At 67.4% G+C, this 16,956-nt stretch carries 19 protein-coding genes; 11 read left to right on the top strand and 8 right to left on the bottom strand.

Translation table 11 applies throughout. The features are described from left to right. Positions 1 to 57: 57 nt before the first annotated feature. Complete coding sequence (locus BKA23_RS07405) at positions 58 to 1,023, bottom strand: heme o synthase (RefSeq protein ID WP_145226868.1); 966 nt, start codon at positions 1,021 to 1,023, stop codon at positions 58 to 60. 160 nt (positions 1,024 to 1,183) lie between these two features. Between BKA23_RS07405 and tkt the strand changes: the two genes are divergently transcribed. The 6 genes from tkt to pgl all read left to right on the top strand — a co-directional run bounded on the left by tkt (position 1,184) and on the right by pgl (position 9,720). Next, on the top strand, positions 1,184 to 3,346 hold the full coding sequence (gene tkt, locus BKA23_RS07400; protein ID WP_145226866.1) for a transketolase: 2,163 nt from the start codon (positions 1,184 to 1,186) through the stop codon (positions 3,344 to 3,346). An 87-nt stretch (positions 3,347 to 3,433) separates the two neighbouring features. Next, positions 3,434 to 4,549 carry a transaldolase gene (gene tal / locus BKA23_RS07395; RefSeq protein ID WP_145226864.1) on the top strand — a complete coding sequence of 372 codons (1,116 nt, stop codon included), beginning with the start codon at positions 3,434 to 3,436 and terminating at the stop codon, positions 4,547 to 4,549. Next, positions 4,546 to 6,168, top strand: a complete 1,623-nt coding sequence (locus BKA23_RS07390) for a glucose-6-phosphate isomerase (protein WP_145226862.1) — start codon at positions 4,546 to 4,548, stop codon at positions 6,166 to 6,168. Before tal ends, BKA23_RS07390 begins: the two co-directional genes overlap by 4 nt. Then, positions 6,165 to 7,709 carry a glucose-6-phosphate dehydrogenase gene (zwf, locus tag BKA23_RS07385; protein ID WP_145226860.1) on the top strand — a complete coding sequence of 515 codons (1,545 nt, stop codon included), beginning with the start codon at positions 6,165 to 6,167 and terminating at the stop codon, positions 7,707 to 7,709. Before BKA23_RS07390 ends, zwf begins: the two co-directional genes overlap by 4 nt. Further along, entirely contained in the window at positions 7,706 to 9,007 is a 1,302-nt protein-coding gene (locus BKA23_RS07380) for a glucose-6-phosphate dehydrogenase assembly protein OpcA (protein WP_145226858.1), read from the top strand. Before zwf ends, BKA23_RS07380 begins: the two co-directional genes overlap by 4 nt. Then, positions 9,004 to 9,720, top strand: a complete 717-nt coding sequence (pgl, locus tag BKA23_RS07375) for a 6-phosphogluconolactonase (RefSeq protein ID WP_145226856.1) — start codon at positions 9,004 to 9,006, stop codon at positions 9,718 to 9,720. Before BKA23_RS07380 ends, pgl begins: the two co-directional genes overlap by 4 nt. A 45-nt stretch (positions 9,721 to 9,765) precedes the next feature. Here pgl and BKA23_RS07370 read toward each other — a convergent pair whose 3' ends face one another. Next, complete coding sequence (locus BKA23_RS07370) at positions 9,766 to 9,984, bottom strand: hypothetical protein (protein ID WP_145226854.1); 219 nt, start codon at positions 9,982 to 9,984, stop codon at positions 9,766 to 9,768. A gap of 101 nt (positions 9,985 to 10,085) precedes the next feature. Here BKA23_RS07370 and BKA23_RS07365 point away from each other — a divergent pair, with 101 nt between their 5' ends. Continuing rightward, positions 10,086 to 10,574, top strand: a complete 489-nt coding sequence (locus tag BKA23_RS07365) for a MarR family winged helix-turn-helix transcriptional regulator (protein ID WP_145226852.1) — start codon at positions 10,086 to 10,088, stop codon at positions 10,572 to 10,574. Here the strand turns inward: BKA23_RS07365 and BKA23_RS07360 are convergent. After that, positions 10,549 to 11,463: a helix-turn-helix transcriptional regulator gene (locus BKA23_RS07360; RefSeq protein ID WP_145226850.1), complete on the bottom strand. Its 915-nt coding sequence runs from the start codon at positions 11,461 to 11,463 to the stop codon at positions 10,549 to 10,551. The genes BKA23_RS07365 and BKA23_RS07360 overlap by 26 nt on opposite strands. A gap of 292 nt (positions 11,464 to 11,755) precedes the next feature. Here BKA23_RS07360 and BKA23_RS18120 point away from each other — a divergent pair, with 292 nt between their 5' ends. From BKA23_RS18120 to BKA23_RS17780, 4 genes are read left to right on the top strand one after another with little or no spacing between them, the layout of a single operon-like run. Continuing rightward, the gene (locus BKA23_RS18120; RefSeq protein ID WP_281287539.1) at positions 11,756 to 11,890 is read left to right on the top strand and encodes a hypothetical protein; all 135 of its coding nucleotides are present in this window, start codon (positions 11,756 to 11,758) and stop codon (positions 11,888 to 11,890) included. Next, positions 11,887 to 12,237 (top strand): carboxymuconolactone decarboxylase family protein, encoded by a 351-nt coding sequence (locus tag BKA23_RS07355; protein ID WP_145226848.1) that lies wholly within the window; start codon positions 11,887 to 11,889, stop codon positions 12,235 to 12,237. The genes BKA23_RS18120 and BKA23_RS07355 overlap by 4 nt, the downstream gene beginning before the upstream one ends. Further along, complete coding sequence (locus tag BKA23_RS07350; protein WP_145226846.1) at positions 12,234 to 12,665, top strand: cupin domain-containing protein; 432 nt, start codon at positions 12,234 to 12,236, stop codon at positions 12,663 to 12,665. The genes BKA23_RS07355 and BKA23_RS07350 overlap by 4 nt, the downstream gene beginning before the upstream one ends. A 45-nt stretch (positions 12,666 to 12,710) precedes the next feature. Beyond that, positions 12,711 to 13,091 (top strand): aldo/keto reductase, encoded by a 381-nt coding sequence (locus BKA23_RS17780; protein ID WP_246104507.1) that lies wholly within the window; start codon positions 12,711 to 12,713, stop codon positions 13,089 to 13,091. Here the strand turns inward: BKA23_RS17780 and BKA23_RS07340 are convergent. From BKA23_RS07340 to gap, 5 genes are all read right to left on the bottom strand, one after another. Beyond that, positions 13,081 to 13,431 carry an RNA polymerase-binding protein RbpA gene (locus tag BKA23_RS07340; RefSeq protein WP_145226844.1) on the bottom strand — a complete coding sequence of 117 codons (351 nt, stop codon included), beginning with the start codon at positions 13,429 to 13,431 and terminating at the stop codon, positions 13,081 to 13,083. The two genes, BKA23_RS17780 and BKA23_RS07340, sit on opposite strands and share 11 nt — an antisense overlap. Before the next feature lie 34 nt (positions 13,432 to 13,465). Next, positions 13,466 to 13,708, bottom strand: a complete 243-nt coding sequence (gene secG / locus BKA23_RS07335; protein ID WP_145226842.1) for a preprotein translocase subunit SecG — start codon at positions 13,706 to 13,708, stop codon at positions 13,466 to 13,468. 99 nt (positions 13,709 to 13,807) lie between these two features. Continuing rightward, entirely contained in the window at positions 13,808 to 14,629 is an 822-nt protein-coding gene (gene tpiA / locus BKA23_RS07330) for a triose-phosphate isomerase (protein ID WP_145226840.1), read from the bottom strand. Next, positions 14,629 to 15,828, bottom strand: a complete 1,200-nt coding sequence (locus tag BKA23_RS07325) for a phosphoglycerate kinase (protein ID WP_145226838.1) — start codon at positions 15,826 to 15,828, stop codon at positions 14,629 to 14,631. The genes tpiA and BKA23_RS07325 overlap by 1 nt, the downstream gene beginning before the upstream one ends. A gap of 6 nt (positions 15,829 to 15,834) precedes the next feature. Then, positions 15,835 to 16,830: a type I glyceraldehyde-3-phosphate dehydrogenase gene (gene gap, locus BKA23_RS07320; protein ID WP_145226836.1), complete on the bottom strand. Its 996-nt coding sequence runs from the start codon at positions 16,828 to 16,830 to the stop codon at positions 15,835 to 15,837. Between the last annotated feature and the right edge of the window lie 126 nt (positions 16,831 to 16,956).

The following is a 16,956-nucleotide window of genomic DNA, read 5'->3' as shown; positions in this document are numbered from 1 at the left end:
ACCTCAGCGAGAACCACTGCCTTGATTCAGCTGCTTCAGTTCCGCCCGAACTCCTGCTCAGTGCAGGGTGATGTGCAGCAGCGGATCGATCGCGACGGCGATGAAGACCAGCGTCAGATAGCTGATGGAGTAGTGGAACAGCCGCATCGGCTTCAGCACGCTGTATGGCGCACCTGCCTTCGCGCGCTGCAGCAGTCGGTGTGCCTCGACCAGGAACAAGCCACCCGCGCCAAGAGCAACGACGGTGTAGATCACGCCCATGTCCGCCACGGGAACGAGCACCAAGGTCGTGGCGACCGTGACCCAGCTGTAGATCACGATCTGCCGGCCGACCGCGACGTCCTCGGCCACCACGGGCAGCATCGGCACCCCGGCAGCGGCGTAGTCGTCGCGAAACCGCATCGACAACGGCCAGTAGTGCGGCGGAGTCCAGAAGAACACGATGAGAAACAGCACCAGCGCCGACCAACTCAGCGAGTTGGTCACCGCCGACCAGCCGATGAGCGCCGGCATACAGCCCGCGACTCCGCCCCAGACGATGTTCTGCGAGGTACGACGTTTGAGCAGGATCGTGTAGAAACCGACATACAGGACGACGGCAGCGAGCGACAGGGCGGCCGACAGCCAGTTGACCAGCAGGCCGAGCCACAGGGCCGACACGGCGCACAGCACGAGTCCGAAGGTCAGGCCGGCCCGCGGCGAGATCACACCCGTCGCCATCGGGCGGCCCTCGGTGCGATGCATCAACCGGTCGATGTCGCGGTCGAGATAGCAGTTCAGCGCATTGGCCGAGCCGGCCGACAACGAGCCGCCGACAAGCGTGGCCAAGATGAGCCAGACCGACGGGATCCCCCGGTCTGCGAGAAACATCACCGGAAAGGTCGTCACCAGCAGCAACTCGATGATGCGCGGCTTGGTCAACGAGACGTAGTCGCGGATCACCTGCCCACGCGGCCGTTGCGTCATCTGCGGTTGGTCGGTCGAAGCGCGGCCGTCGGCCGGGCGCGGCTCGATCGCAGTCACAGTGTCCTTCAAGGGGTTTCGCGTCGGTCGCGGCAGGATGGCTCGCAACCCGAATGCGTCCAGTCTAGCCCGCCGAGACTGTGTGACCGATGAAAGGTCCCCGGGTCTAGGCTCGTTTGCGGAAGTTCAAGATCTCCACTTTTTCTAGGAGCACTCAGTCGTGAGCCAGAACCCCGCAAACCACCTGGGCAACCGGGACGCCTCGTTATCCACCCCGGTCGCAGACGCCGCCGGATGGTCGGACATCGACGTGCGTGCCGTGGACACCGTCCGGGTGCTCGCCGCCGACGCCGTGCAGAAAGTCGGCAACGGCCACCCCGGCACAGCGATGAGCCTCGCGCCACTTGCCTACCTGCTCTATCAGCAGGTGATGCGCATCGACCCGAGCGACCCTGAGTGGATCGGCCGCGACCGCTTCGTCCTCTCCTGCGGCCACTCGAGCCTGACGCAGTACATCCAGCTCTACTTCAGCGGCTACGGCCTCGAACTCGACGACCTCAAGGCGCTGCGCACCTGGGGTTCGCTCACGCCGGGTCACCCCGAGGTCCACCACACCAAGGGTGTCGACATCACGACCGGCCCGCTCGGCTCGGGCATCGCCTCGTCCGTCGGTATGGCGATGGCTGCTCGCCGCACGCGCGGCATGCTCGACCCCGACGCCGCCCCCGGCACCAGCCCCTTCGACCACCGCGTGTGGGTCATCGCCTCGGACGGTGACCTGATGGAGGGCGTCTCCGCCGAGGCCGGCTCGCTCGCCGGTCACCAGGAGCTCGGCAACCTCATCGCCTTCTACGACCAGAACCAGATCTCGATCGAGGACGACACCAACGTCTCGTTCACCGAGGACGTCGCAGCCCGCTACCGCGCCTACGGCTGGCACGTGCAGGAGGTCGACTGGCGCCGCGGGTCCAGCCCGAAGGGCGACGAGGGCACGTATGTCGAAGACGTCGACGCGCTGCTGGCCGCCATCGAAGAAGCCAAGCAGGTCACCGACAAGCCGTCGCTGATCGCGCTGAAGACCGTGCTGGCGTGGCCGGCACCCACCAAGCAGGGCACCGGCAAGGCGCACGGCTCCGCACTCGGCGACGAGGAGGTCGCTGCCACCAAGAAGTTGCTCGGCTTCGACCCCGACAAGACCTTCGAGGTCGAGGACGACGTGATCGCCCACACCCGCAAGGTCGCCGACCGCGGCCGCGAGGCGCACGCACAGTGGCAGACGTCCTTCGACTCCTGGAAGTCCGCCAATCCGGAGGGCCACACACTCCTTGAGCGTCTGCTGGGCAACGGTCTGCCCGACGGATTCGAGGACGCCTTCCCGACGTTCGAGGCCGACGCCAAGGGCATCGCCTCCCGTGCCGCCTCCGGCAAGATCCTCACCGCACTCGGTCCGGTCATGCCGGAACTCTGGGGCGGCTCGGCGGACCTGGCCGAGTCCAACAACACGACCATGGAAGGCCAGCCCAGCTTCGTGCCGGACAACTGGCAGACCACAGCGTGGAGCGGCTCGCCATACGGCCGCGTGCTGCACTTCGGCATCCGCGAGAACGCCATGGGTATGGCACTCAACGGCATCGCGCTGTCCGGCCTGACCCGCGTGTATGGCGGAACCTTCCTGGTCTTCTCCGACTACATGCGCCCGGCCGTGCGCCTCGCCGCCATACAGAAGCTGCCGGTGACCTTCGTGTGGACACACGACTCGGTGGGTCTGGGCGAGGACGGCCCGACGCACCAGCCGATCGAACACCTGGCCACCTTGCGCGCGATGCCGGGCCTGGACGTCATCCGGCCGGGCGATGCCAACGAGACAGCGGTCGCGTGGCGCACGATCCTGCAGCACTTCGACCGTCCCGCCGCGCTGGTGCTGTCCCGTCAGGCGCTGCCGACCCTCGATCGCACTGAATACGCCTCTGCGGACGGCGTCGCCAAGGGCGCCTACGTGCTGGCCGACACCGATGGCACGCCGGACGTGATCCTCATCGCGACCGGGTCCGAGGTCGACCTGGCCGTTCAGGCGCGGAAGACCCTGGCCGAGTCCGGCGTTGCTGCTCGTGTGGTGTCCATGCCGTGCCGTGAGTGGTTCGAGCAGCAGCCCGAGGATTACCGCAACGAGGTGCTGCCGCCCTCGGTGCGCGCCCGGGTCAGCGTCGAGGCCGCGACACCCTTCGGGTGGCACGACATCGTCGGCGACGCGGGCCGTGCCATCGGCATCGACCACTTCGGCGCCAGCGCCGACGGCAAACTGCTGCTGGAGAAGTTCGGCTTCACCGTCGAGGCCGTCGTCACCGCCGCACAGGACTCGATCGCCGCAGTCGCAGCCGGCTGAGCACGATCGCCCAGCACCATCAGGTGCGCCGGTGGGCCCGGCGCACCTGCGGAACTCTCTCTCGACGTTTTTCAGGAGGCATGTGAGATGACAACGAATACTCAGGCACTCAGCGACATAGGCGTCTCGATCTGGTTGGACGACCTGAGCCGCACGCTGATCGGATCCGGTGATCTGCAAAAGCTCATCGACGACCGCAACGTCGTCGGTGTGACCACCAACCCGACGATCTTCGCGGGCGCGCTGTCCGACGGATCGGCATACAACGAGCAGGTGGCACAGCTCGCCGCGGCCGGCACGCCGGTCGACGACGCTGTCTTCGAGATCACCACGCAGGACGTGCACAACGCCGCAAAGGTGCTGCGCCCGGTGTACGACGCCACGGACGGCCAGGACGGTCGCGTGTCGATCGAGGTCGACCCCCGCCTGGCCAAGGACACCGACGGCACCATCGCCATGGCCCGCAAACTGTGGGCCAAGGTCGACCAGCCCAACGCCATGATCAAGATCCCGGCGACCGTCGAGGGCCTGCCCGCGATCACCGCCGCCCTCGCCGACGGGATCAGCGTCAATGTCACGCTGATCTTCTCGCTGGAGCGCTACCGCGGCGTCATGAACGCCTTCCTCGCCGGGCTCGAGCAGGCCCGCGAGAACGGCAAGGACCTCTCCTCGATCCGCTCGGTGGCGTCGTTCTTCGTGTCGCGGGTCGACACCGAGATCGACAAGCGCCTGGACGCCATCGGCTCCGAGGACGCCAAGGCCCTCAAGGGCAAGGCCGGCGTCGCCAACGCGCGGCTGGCCTACCAGGCCTTCGAAGAGGTCTTCGCCACCCCGCGCTGGCAGACCCTCGCTGCGGACGGTGCCCACCGGCAGCGTCCGTTGTGGGCCTCCACCGGCGTGAAGGACCCGGCCTACCCCGACACGTTGTATGTCGTCGACCTCGCGGTGTCCGACACCGTCAACACGATGCCGCCCAAGACGCTCGAAGCGCTGGCCGACCACGGCGAGCCCAACGGCGACCAGGTGACCGGCAGGTATGACGAGGCTGCCGCGGTGCTCGACACTCTCGAAGGCCAGGGCATCTCCTACGCCGACGTCGTGGCCGTCCTCGAACGTGAGGGTGTCGAGAAGTTCGACAAGTCCTGGGACGAGCTGCTGGACTCGGTGAAGTCGGAGCTCGACAAGGCAGGTGCTGCCAAGTGACCACCTCCGACGTGAGCATCGTCGCTGTCGGCGATGCCGCCGACGCCATCGAATCGGCAGTTCCGGTGCTGGTGAAGGAGAACTTCGCCAGCCGCCTGTTCGCCAAGGACGCCACCCTGTGGGGCAAGGAAGCGGAGTCCGAGGCCGCCAAACGGCTCGACTGGGTCGGCCTCGCCGAGACCTCGCGACCACTCGTCGCAGAGATCACCCAGTTGCGCGCACAGTTCACCGACGCCGGTCTCGACCGCGTCGTGTTGTGCGGCATGGGTGGCTCGTCTCTTGCCCCCGAGGTCATCTGCGCCACCGACGGTGTGCCGATCACCGTGCTCGACTCCTCCCAGCCGGACATGGTGCGCGCCGCTGTGGCCGATCGCCTCGACCGCACGGTCGTCGTGGTGTCGTCGAAGTCCGGCTCGACCGTCGAAACCGACTCCCAGCGCAGGGTGTTCGAGCAGGCGTTCCGCGAGGCGGGCATCGACCCGACCGAGCGCATCGTGGTCGTGACCGACCCCGGCAGCCCGCTCGACAAGGACGCCCGCGAGACCGGCTACACCGTCATCAATGCCGACGCCGGGGTCGGCGGCCGCTACTCCGCCCTGACCGCCTTCGGCCTGGTGCCCAGCGGTCTGGCCGGTGCGGACATCGGCCGGCTGCTGGACGAAGCCGAAGCCGTCAGCGACCTGTTCGCCACCGATGATGTCGACAACCCGGCACTGCGCCTCGGCGCCGCGCTCGGTGGCACCTCTCCGCTGCGTGACAAGATCCTGCTGATCAGCGCCGGCACCGCCAACGTCGGCTTCGGCGACTGGGCCGAGCAGCTCATCGCCGAGAGCACCGGCAAGGACGGCAAGGGTCTGCTGCCGGTCGTGGTGGGCGATGCTCCGACCGGGCCGCTGTTGGCGGACGAACTCTGGGTCTACCTGGTCTCGGGCGACGACGAGTCGGCCCACCCCGGTGACACGGCGGTCCAGGTCAGCGGTTCGCTGGGCGCCGCGATGCTCCTGTGGGAGGTCGCCGTCGCGGCTGCCGGCCGGCTGATCGGCATCAACCCGTTCGACCAGCCGGACGTCGAGTCCGCCAAGGCTGCCGCCCGCGAGCTGCTGGGCAAGGGCACCGGTTCGGCATCCGCACCGGCCTTCACCGACGGTGCCGTCGAGGTGCGCTCGATGGGTCCGGACTTCCTGGGCAGTGCCGACACCGTGTCGGCCGCGATCTCGGCGCTGCTCGGTCAGCTGCCCGAGCACGGCTATCTCGCGGTCATGGCGTATGTCGATCGCATCGCCGACCAGTCCCTGGCGGATGTCCGCGTGCCCCTGGCGACCAAGCTCAACCGCCCGGTGACCTTCGGTTTCGGTCCGCGCTTCCTGCACTCGACCGGTCAGTACCACAAGGGTGGTCCGGCGGACGGTATCTACCTGCAGATCACGACCACGCCGATCGAGGATCTCGCCATACCGGGCCGCGAGTTCACCCTGGGCGAATTCATCGCCTCCCAGTCGGCCGGTGACGCCTCGGTGCTCGCCGACCACGGTCGACCGGTGCTGCAGCTGCACCTGACCGACCACGACGCCGGTCTGGCTCAGATCCAGCAGGCGATCGCCCAGGTCACTGCTTCATGAGTCCTGCGCGTGTAGCCCGCGGTCACAACCCGCTGCGGGAGGCCGACGACCGTCGGCTTCCCCGCATCGCGGGTCCGTGCTGCATGGTGATGTTCGGTGTCACCGGAGACCTGGCCCGCAAGAAGTTGCTGCCCGCGATCTACGACCTGAGCAACCGCGGCCTGTTGCCGCCGGGTTTCTGCCTCGTGGGTTTCGCCCGGCGCGACTGGGACGACCAGGACTTCTCCAAGATCGTGTATGACGCGGTCCGGGCCGGCGCCCGCACTCCCTTCCGTGAGGAGGTGTGGCGCCACCTGGCCGACGGCCTGCGTTTCGTGACCGGCACCTTCGACGACGACGCCGCCTTCGACGAGCTGACCCGTCAGGTGCACGAACTCAACGAGGAGCGGGGGGCCGGCGGCAACGTCGCGTTCTATCTGTCCGTGCCGCCGAGTGCCTTCTCGACCGTGTGCAACCAGCTCGAGCGCTGCGGTTTGTCCGAGCCGACCGACGACTCGTGGCGGCGCGTTGTCATCGAAAAGCCCTTCGGTCACGACCTGGCCAGCGCACGCGCCCTCAACCACACGGTGGAGCGGGTGTTCCCATCGGATTCGGTCTTCCGCATCGACCACTACCTGGGCAAGGAGACTGTCCAGAATCTCTTGGCGTTGCGCTTCGCCAACCAGCTGTTCGAGCCGGTGTGGAACTCGCACTACGTCGATCACGTGCAGATCACGATGGCCGAGGACATCGGTATCGCCGGCCGTGCCGGTTATTACGACGGCATCGGCGCGGCGCGCGACGTCATACAGAACCATCTGCTGCAGCTGGCCGCGCTGACTGCGATGGAGCAGCCGAACTCGTTTGCGGCGAACGCGCTTCGCACCGAGAAGGAGAAGGTCCTGGCGGCCGTCGCACTGCCCGACGACCTGGCTGCGGCCACCGCCCGGGGCCAGTACTCCGCTGGTTGGCAGGGCAGCGAGAAGGTCATCGGCTACCTACAGGAGGACGGCATCGACCCGGCCTCCACCACCGAGACGTATGCCGCGATGAAGCTCGAGTTCCACACCCGCCGCTGGGCGGGGGTGCCGTTTTATCTGCGCACCGGCAAACGCCTGGGCAAGCGGCTCACCGAGATCGCGGTCATCTTCAAACGCGCGCCGCATCTGCCGTTCGCGGACACCGCGACCGAGGAGCTCGGCCAGAACGCCATCGTCATACGTGTGCAGCCGGACGAGGGCACCACGATCAGGTTCGGTTCCAAGGTGCCCGGCGCGAACTCCATGGAGGTGCGCGACGTCACGATGGACTTCGGGTATGGCGCTGCGTTCACCGAGTCCAGCCCCGAGGCCTACGAGCGGCTGATCCTGGACGTGCTGCTCGGTGACCCGCCGTTGTTCCCGCGGCACGAAGAGGTCGAGCTGTCCTGGCAGATCCTCGACCCGGTCGAGCGCTTCTGGGCCCGCAAGGGGCGGCCCGAGGCCTACGAGGCCGGCACATGGGGTCCGTCGAGCGCAGACAAGATGATGGAACGCGACGGGCGACAGTGGAGGATGCCATGATCATCGACCTGCCCGACACGACCACCAAGGACGTCAGCAAGGCGCTGGTGCGGATGCGCAATGACGTCGGCGCCATGACCCTCGGCCGGGTGATGACTCTCATCATCGTGACCGACGAGGCCGGCGCCGAGGAGGCATTGAAGGCCGCCACCCAGGCCAGCCGTCAGCACCCCAGCCGGATCATCGCGCTCGTACGCAGCAACGCCCGCGGCGCGACCCGGATGGACGCACAGGTGCGCATCGGCGGGGACGCCGGTGTCGCCGAGATCGTCGTGCTGCGGCTGTATGGCGAGTTGGCCGCGCACGGCGCGAGTGTCGTGACCCCGCTGCTGGCTGCGGACTCCCCTGTGGTGGCCTGGTGGCCGGTGCACGCGAATGACGTCGCCGGTTCGGCCATCGGCAAGATCGCGACCCGCCGGATCACCGATGCCTCGCTGTCGAAGGACCCGCGCAAGGAGCTGCGCAAGCGTCGCGAGGAGTACGCCAACGGCGACTCCGACATGGCATGGGCACGCACCACCCGATGGCGTGCCTTGCTGGCGACAGCGCTCGACCAACCGCCCTACGAGTCGGTGACCGCGGTCACCGTGACGGGTGCCACGGATTCGGCAAGCACCGACCTGCTCGCCGGTTGGCTCGCGGTCCGGCTGAAGTGCCCGGTGCGCCGCACCAAGGCCAAGCCGGGTGTCGGTTTGGTCAGCGTGCGCATGGAGCGCGCCTCCGGTCCAATCGACCTGGTGCGCACCGGTGGGTCCGCCACGCTCACCCAACCCGGCCAGCCGACCCGCCGGCTCGATCTCACGCGTCCCGGCACAGCGGAGTCACTCAGCGAGGAGTTGCGCCGGTTGGACAAGGACGAGGTCTACCGCGAGGCGCTCGTGCGCGGTATGCCGCTGGTGATCAACTCCGGCAAGACGGCCACCGAGGCCGTCGCGAACGGCAGCGCACCGTCGCCGAGCAGAGCCAAGCGTGCCGCGGCCAAGGCTGCGCAACGCGGAGTCAGTGCGCGGACGCTGGAGAAGATGTCGCCGCCGGCGGGCGCACCGGGTGAATCCGAAGCCGACAAACAGGCGGCGCGTGACGCTGGGTCGGGTGGTTCGAGCAGTTCGGCGGCCGGGAAGGCGACGGCGAAGAAGGCGACCGCGAAGAAGGCGACCGCGAAGAAGGCGACCGCCAAGAAGACGACCGCCAAGAAGGCGACGAAGAAGGCCACCGCAACGCGGACCGCAGCCACGAAGGCCACGCCCCGCACAGCGACGGCCAAGAGGACCGCTGCGGCCGGCGGGACGGCGTCATGACGATCGAGAGGCGCGACACCAAGGACGAACTGGGCCGGGCGATTTCCGAGCGGCTGATCGCCGAGATCGTCGCCGCTCAACAGGCTCGCGGTGTTGCGCACATCGTGCTGACCGGCGGGTCGATGGGCGGTCTCTCGCTGCAAGCTCTGCCGCAGGCATCGGGCATCGACTGGACTGCGCTGCATCTGTGGTGGGGCGACGAGCGATTCCTGCCGGCCGGAGACCCGGAGCGCAATGACACCGAGGCCGACCAAGCGGCGCTGTCCGCGCTGCCGCTGCCCGCAGCCAACGTGCACCGGGTGGCCGGCCCCGATCTGGTGGCTGATGCCGAGGCGAGTGCTGCGGCATACTCGTCGGCCATTCGAGGCGACAAGGCGGGTGACGGGGTCTTCGACGTCGTGATGCTGGGCGTGGGACCGGATGGTCACGTCGCATCGCTGTTTCCGCATCACCCGGCGCAGCGGATCGAGGACGCGATCGCGGTTGCGGTGCACGACTCCCCCAAGCCGCCGCCGACCCGGGTCTCGCTGACGTACGAGTGCCTGTGCCGCAGCCGCCAGGTCTGGTTGATGGTGGCGGGCGCCGAAAAGGCAGACGCGGTGGCTTCTGCGCTGGCGCCCGATGCCGATCGATGGGACGTGCCCGCCAGCGGTGTCCGCGGTCGCGAGCAGACCATCTGGTGGCTGGACTCGACCGCCGCAGCACACCTCTGAGCCTGCTCGTTCACTCTGCCGCGGGGCCGGCGGTCGTCTCCGGCCTCAGGGTTCCCGACGCCCGGCAGCCGCCAGGTTGTCGGCAACCCGCTGGGTCCGCTCCCGGCGCAGCCGTTCTCGCGGGTCGCGTGCCAGCGGCTGTTCGCCGGGCCCGGTGACCGACACCCCGAGGTATTCCAAACGCCAGGTCAGGCGGTACCACCACGACAGACCCGTGGTGTCCTTCGGGATGGGCGTCTTCACCGGCCGGATCCGTTCAACCATCGTCGCAACTCCTTCATACACTAATGTTTAGTGCACTAATAATATGCGGATCCCGGTAGTATCTGCCAGTCGTCCTTCCCAGACACGCTCCCGGAGACAAGATGACCGACGATCCGCTCGCCCTCGAGCAGCAGGTGTGCTTCGCGCTGTCGCGAGCCTCCCGAGCCGTCATCGGCGCCCACCGCCCGGTGCTCGAACCGCTCGGCCTCACGCATCCGCAGTACCTCGTCATGCTCGCGATGTGGGAACGCCGACGGCAGTCGCTCAAGGAACTCAGCACCGCCCTGGCACTGGAGCCGGCGACGCTGTCACCGTTGGTGCGCAGACTGGAGTCTTTCGGGCATGTCACCCGACGACGCGACGACGCAGACGAACGGACTCTCGTCATCGAGCTGACCGACCAGGGACTGGCGCTGCGCGAACGCGCACGCGCCGTGCCGCTGGTGATGATGGAACGCCTCGGCCTGAAGCTGACCGATGTCGAAACTCAGCGAGACCTGCTGAATCTGCTGATCACGGCCAGCGCCGCGGCGCCCGAGGTGACCGACGCGCAACTGGCCATGCTCAGCGGCGCCGATCCGGTGCCGTGAGATACACCGATCGAGTTCGGGTCTTGGTCGTGGGGCTGTGCACGGCGGGATGGTCGGTGGCGGCCCAGCTGGCGAGGAGGTTGAGGTTGTCTGCTGAGGGGGTAGCGGGTTCGGCCGTGTAGGCGGTCAGGATTAGGCCGGGTGCGGCGATGAGTTCCATGGAGTCGTAGGCGAGTTCGAGGTATCCGACTTCGGGGTGGTTGAACGTTTTGATGCCGCCTTTGTGTGCGCGGACGTCATGGGTTCCCCAGCGGGTGCGGAATGCCTCGCTTTGGGTGGCGAGTTGGCCGATGAGTTCGGTGAGAGCGGGGTCGTGAGGGTTGCGGCCGGCTTCGGTTCGTAGCAGCGCAACGGCCACCGAGAGGGCGCCGCCGTAGTCGGGGTAGTAGTCGACGGCGCGGGGATCGAGGAAGTTGAATCGGGCGATGTTGCCGCGATGGTGCGGGTTGCTCAGCACCGGAGAGTACAGCGCGGCTCCGAGCGTGTTCGCGGCGACGATATCGAGGCGGCCGGTGCGCACGAATGCGGCGGCGCCGGTCATGGAGTCCAGGACTCGTTGCATGCTGGCCGACACGTGGGGTTTGCGACGCTGACCAGGGGTGCGGGCGGGTTTGGCGGCGCGGGCGAGGTTGAATAGGTGCTCTCGTTCGATGTCATTCAGCCGTAGCGCAGCGGCGACGGCGTGCAGGACCTCGTCGGACACTCCGGTGATGTGGCCCTTTTCGAGGCGGGTGTACCACTCGGGACTCACCCCGGCCAGCACGGCGACTTCTTCGCGGCGTAGTCCAGGCACGCGGCGGCGTCCGCTGCTGGGTAGACCCACCTGGTCAGGAGTGATCTTCGCGCGCCGGGTTGACAGGAAGTCCCGGATCTCTGCTCGGTTGTCCACCCCTCCACCGTAGGCGTGTCGTCCCTGGGAGCCAGGTTGTGCCGGTACCCCCGATAACGCGACCTGTTTGCGGCGACGAGACCCTTATGTACTGGATGACGTGACGAGTCCTACCGCCCCCAGCACCCTGGTTACGCCGGAGGCCTCAATCGCCTCGGTCCCTGCCGCGACCGCCGACGGCCGCGCCTGGGTCCGAAGCCAGGACACGTGGCCGGGCCATCGCGGTGTGGGCGATGGGTGGTGCGGTCGCCTCGTCTTCTGGGCCGCTCCTGGGTGGCGTGCAGGAGACCGCATGAACGATCAGAGGCCACTTGCGTGGAGCACCGACGAGCTTGCCCATTTCGCCCCCACCGAGGAGATGGCCGCCACCGAGCGAACCGACCCCGCCCACGCCACTTCACCAACAGAAGGAGACCACACACCATGACCGACCACGACACACCACAAGCGACCGGTTGGACCGGAGGGCAGCGAGCGTTCGGCGATTTCGCCCCCGGGCTGGTCCACTACACCGACAAGGTGCTGTTCGACCAGGTATGGGAACGCAAGGGGCTGTCCAAACGGGACCGCGGCCTGATCACCGTCGCCGCACTCGTCGCGACCGGCAAGACCGAACAACTGACCTTTCACCTTGACTACGCCCGCACCAACGGGGCCACCGAGGACGAGCTCAAAGAAGCAATCCTGCACCTGGCGTTCTACACCGGGTGGCCCAACGGCATGTCCGCTATGACCGTCGCCAAGAACATCTTCGATACCAAGGAAACAGCATGAGTGACAACGCATTCGAGCAGATCTTCCCGACCGGGAAGCCCAACGACGCCTTCGCACAGTACTTCATCGGGCAGAGCTACAACGCCCCGGTCGTCTACGGGAGCATCCCAGTCAACAACATCACCTTCGAGCCCGCGTGCCGCAACAACTGGCACATCCACCACGGCACCGACGGCGGAGGCGATCAGGTCCTGATCTGCACCGCCGGGTCCGGCTGGTACCAGGCCGACGGCGAAGAACCGGTCAGCATGGTCCCGGGCACCGCGATCCGCGTCCCGGCCGGCACCAAACACTGGCACGGCGCGAAGGCCGACTCCTGGTTCTCCCACCTGGCCTTCATCACCTCCGGCGAGGGCGTCAGCAACGAATGGCTCGAGCCGGTCACCGACGAGGTGTACGGCCAGCTGCCCACCACCGACGGAAGGTGACCATCATGAGCATCCTGAACGAGACCTACACCCTGACCGGCGGCGTTGAGCTCCCCAAGCTGGGGGCTGGGCACCTGGTTCATCGACGACGAGAAGGCAGCTGACGCCGTCACAGCAGCGATCGAGATCGGCTACCGCAACATCGACACCGCGCAGGCCTACGGCAACGAGCGCGGCGTCGGCGAGGGCGTACACACCTCCGGTGTCGCCCGCGAGGACCTGTTCGTGTCGACGAAGCTGGCCGCGGAGATCAAGGACTTCGGCCAGGCCAGCGTCTTCCCCGTCTACACCGGCAAATGGAACCACGCCTTCGGGACTGTCGGACGAGACCAGACGTCTGAGCCGATGCGTCGAGAGATGCACGAAGCCCGGGACGACCAGGTGTCCCGGGCTTTGTGCAAGTGCCGTATGGCGGTCAGCGAATGAGGCCCCGCTGACGCAGGGTGTCCAGTGCCTCGTCGAGGATCACGGCGCCTTCTTCGTCGCTGCGACGTTCCTTCACGTAGGCCAGGTGCGTCTTGTAGGGCTCGACGCGCGGCGGTGCCGGCGGGTTGTCCTGGTCCTGGCCGGCGGGCAGGCCGCATCGCGGACAGTCCCACGTCTCGGGCACGGCGAGGCCGTGCTCCTGCGCGAAGCTCGGACGGGTGTGGTGCCCGTTGGAGCACCAGTACGACACGACCACACGCGGCGCGGACTCGCCACGTTCGGCTTCGCCCATCGGTCCCGCACCGACGCGGCTGCCACGGATTGCATTGCCACCGGCCACTTCTGCTCCTTAGTGAATGGTTGTCACGCGACGGTCAGGAGAACCGGGCGATGAGTCCGAGTCCGACGACGGCAGCGACCCAGATGAGGCTGGCGATGATCGTCAGGCGATTGAGGTTGCGCTCTGCGATGGAGGACCCACCCAGGTTGCTGCTCACGCCGCCACCGAACATGTCCGAGAGGCCGCCGCCCTTGCCCTTGTGCAACAGGATCAACAGCACGAGGAACAGACCGCTGACGACGACGACAGCTTGTAAAGCGATGCGCAGGGCATCCACGCGGGGACTCACCTTCGGTTGGCGAAATGTATGACGGCGCTGAGCCCTGAACCGGGTCGCGACCTCGGACAAGATTACACGCTGTCACTGGTGCCAGGCTCAGGCCACGACACCCTGGTGCGCCTTGAAGCGGCAGATCGCGGCGAACTCGGCCGGGTCGAGGGATGCGCCGCCGACCAGTGCGCCGTCGACGTCGTCCTTGGCCATGATGGATGCGACGTTGCCGGACTTCACCGACCCGCCGTACAGCAGGCGGACTCCGTCGGCCAGGTCACCGGAGTAGAGCTCGGCCAGCGCGTCGCGCAGCGCGGAGCACACCTCCTGCGCGTCGTCCGGTGTCGCGACCTCACCGGTGCCGATGGCCCACACCGGCTCGTATGCAACCACGATCGATGCAGCGTGCTCGGCGGGCAGGCCCCGAAGAGCGGCGGTCAACTGAGCCACGACATACGGCACGTGCTCGCCCGCCTGACGCACCTCCAGCGACTCCCCGACACACAGGATGGGGGTGAGTCCGTGGCGGTATGCCGCCGTGACCTTGGCGCCGACGACCTCGTCGGTCTCGGCGTGGTGCTCGCGCCGCTCGCTGTGACCCACGACGACATACGTGCAGCCCAGTTTGGCCAGAAAGGCACCGGACACCTCACCGGTGTAGGCGCCGGCGTCGTGTTCGGAGAGATCCTGAGCACCGAACTTCAGCCGCAGCCGGTCACCGTCGATGAGGGTCTGGACCGACCGTATGTCGGTGAACGGGGGCAGCACCGCGACCTCGGTGGCGGCGTGGTCGTGCTTCTTGTCGCGCAGCGTCCAGTCGAGTTTCTGCACCAGCACCGTCGCCTGCTGGTGGTCCAGGTTCATCTTCCAGTTGCCGGCGATCAGGGGCACGCGACCGGCGGGCGCGGCGTCTTTCGTTGCGGCCATCAGTCGTCCAGCACGCTGAGACCGGGCAGCGTCTTGCCTTCGAGGAACTCCAGACTGGCGCCGCCGCCGGTGGAGATGTGGGTGAAGGCGTCGTCGGCGAAGCCCAGTTGGCGCACTGCTGCTGCAGAGTCGCCACCGCCCACGACAGTCGTGGCCCCGGCGGCCGTGGCATCGACGAGAGCCTGCGCGACCTCGCGGGTGCCGTCGGCATACGGAGCCATCTCGAAGGCACCCATCGGGCCGTTCCAGAAGACCGTCTTGGCGGATCGGATCTTGCGCGCGAACAACTGCGCTGACTCCGGACCGATGTCGAGGCCCATCCGGTCGGCAGGTATGGCGCCGGCCGGCACGACCTCGTGCTCGGCATCGGCCGAGAAGGCCGTTGCGGCAACGATGTCGACCGGCAGAACGATGTCGACGCCGCGGTTCTCGGCCTCGACGAGATAGCCGCGGACCCGGGCAACCTGGTCGGCCTCGAGCAGGCTGGTGCCAACCTCATAGCCCTGTGCCGCGAGGAAGGTGAACACCATTCCGCCACCGATGAGCAGCATGTCGGCCTGCTTGAGCAGGTTCTCGATCACGCCGAGTTTGTCGCTGACCTTCGCACCGCCCAGAGCCACGGCATACGGCCGCCGGGGCCGGGTCAGTCGCTCCAGCACGGCCACCTCGGTCTCGACGAGGCCGCCGGCCGCCTGCGGCAGCCGCTCGGCGATGTCGTAGACACTGGCCTGCTTGCGGTGGACCACACCGAAGCCGTCGCTGACGAAGACGTCGGCCAGGTGTGACAGCTGATCCGCGAAGGCACCACGCTCGGCGTCGTCCTTGCTGGTCTCGCCCGGGTTGAACCGCAGGTTCTCCAACAACGCCACGTCGCCGTCATTGAGCCGGTCGACGGTGCCATTGGCAGACTCACCGACGGTGTCGGTGGCGAACAGCACTGGAAAATCGAGCAGTTCGGACAACCGGTCGGCGACTGGACGCAGCGAGTACTTCTCCTCGGGAGCGCCCTTCGGCCGGCCCAGGTGGGCGCACACGACCACGCGCGCGCCCGCCTGCGACAGTGAGCGGATCGTCGGCACGGATGCGCGGACCCGGCCGTCATCGGTGATAGCGCCGCTCGAGTCCAGCGGGACGTTCAGGTCGCTGCGCACCAGGACGGTCTTGCCGCGCAGGTTGCCCAGATCGGAGATCGTGCGCATCTGGGGTCAGAGATCCTTGCCGACGAGACCGACCAGGTCGACCAGGCGGTTGGAGTAACCCCACTCGTTGTCGTACCAGCCGACAACCTTGACCTGGTTGCCGATGACCTTGGTCAGTCCGGAGTCGAAGATGCACGACGCCGGGTCGGTGACGATGTCGGAGGACACGATCGGGTCGCTGGTGTAGCGCAGGAACTTGCCGTCGGCGGCCTTTTCGACCGCGGCGTTGACCTCTTCGACAGTGGTCTCGCGACCGGCCTCGAAGGTCAGATCGGTGGCCGAGCCGGTGGGCGTCGGCACGCGCAGGGCGTAGCCGTCGAGCTTGCCCTTCAACTCCGGCAGCACCAGGCCGATCGCCTTGGCGGCACCGGTCGAGGTCGGCACGATGTTGAGTGCCGCGGCACGTGCACGACGGGGGTCCTTGTGCGGACCGTCCTGCAGGTTCTGGTCCTGGGTGTAGGCGTGGATCGTCGTCATCAGGCCCTTGACGATGCCGAACTCGTCGTTCAGCGCCTTAGCCATCGGGCCGAGACAGTTGGTGGTGCAGGACGCGTTGGAGATGATGTGGTGTGCCGCCGGATCGTACTGACCGTCGTTGACACCCATCACGATCGTGATGTCCTCGTTCTTGGCCGGCGCCGAGATGATGACCTTCTTCGCCCCACCGGCGATGTGCACCTTGGCCTTCTCGGCATCGGTGAAGATGCCGGTGGACTCCACGACGATGTCCGCGCCGAGTTCGCCCCAGGGCAGGTTTGCGGGGTCTCGCTCCGCGAAGGCTTTGAAGGTCTTGCCGCCGGCGGTGATCTCGGTGTCCGTCGCGGTGACGTCGCCGTCGAAGCGGCCCAGGATCGAGTCGTACTTCAGCAGCAACGCCAAGGACTTGTTGTCGGTCAGGTCGTTGACACCGACGATCTCGATGTCGGCTCCGGAAGCCACGACGGCCCGGAAGAAGTTGCGGCCGATGCGACCAAAGCCATTGATTCCAACACGGACGGTCATCTGTGGACTCATCTCTTTCCTGCTCGGATGGGTGTCTGACACGTGGGAACGGCGCGACACGCGCCGGATCGTTCGACGCCCCGACCTTATGGGATGACTGAGCAGTAACCGGCACCAGCCGGCCGA

It is taken from the genome of Rudaeicoccus suwonensis, from assembly GCF_007829035.1.
In the GTDB taxonomy this organism is placed as follows: Bacteria; Actinomycetota; Actinomycetes; order Actinomycetales; family Dermatophilaceae; genus Rudaeicoccus; species Rudaeicoccus suwonensis.
The sequence above is the reverse complement of the archived record's forward strand: the minus strand, read 5'-3'. Positions and strand labels throughout refer to the sequence as shown.

Bases quoted from the DNA above. Each gene is read 5' to 3' on its own strand.
- zwf (WP_145226860.1), top strand. From the start codon at position 6,165: ATGAGTCCTGCGCGTGTAGCCCGCGGTCACAACCCGCTGCGGGAGGCC.
- tpiA (WP_145226840.1), bottom strand. From the start codon at position 14,629: ATGGCCGCAACGAAAGACGCCGCGCCCGCCGGTCGCGTGCCCCTGATC.
- BKA23_RS07365 (WP_145226852.1), top strand. From the start codon at position 10,086: ATGACCGACGATCCGCTCGCCCTCGAGCAGCAGGTGTGCTTCGCGCTG.
- BKA23_RS18120 (WP_281287539.1), top strand. From the start codon at position 11,756: ATGAACGATCAGAGGCCACTTGCGTGGAGCACCGACGAGCTTGCCCAT.
- pgl (WP_145226856.1), top strand. From the start codon at position 9,004: ATGACGATCGAGAGGCGCGACACCAAGGACGAACTGGGCCGGGCGATT.
- BKA23_RS07380 (WP_145226858.1), top strand. From the start codon at position 7,706: ATGATCATCGACCTGCCCGACACGACCACCAAGGACGTCAGCAAGGCG.
- gap (WP_145226836.1), bottom strand. From the start codon at position 16,830: ATGACCGTCCGTGTTGGAATCAATGGCTTTGGTCGCATCGGCCGCAAC.
- BKA23_RS07355 (WP_145226848.1), top strand. From the start codon at position 11,887: ATGACCGACCACGACACACCACAAGCGACCGGTTGGACCGGAGGGCAG.
- BKA23_RS07370 (WP_145226854.1), bottom strand. From the start codon at position 9,984: ATGGTTGAACGGATCCGGCCGGTGAAGACGCCCATCCCGAAGGACACC.
- tal (WP_145226864.1), top strand. From the start codon at position 3,434: ATGACAACGAATACTCAGGCACTCAGCGACATAGGCGTCTCGATCTGG.
- BKA23_RS07350 (WP_145226846.1), top strand. From the start codon at position 12,234: ATGAGTGACAACGCATTCGAGCAGATCTTCCCGACCGGGAAGCCCAAC.
- BKA23_RS07325 (WP_145226838.1), bottom strand. From the start codon at position 15,828: ATGCGCACGATCTCCGATCTGGGCAACCTGCGCGGCAAGACCGTCCTG.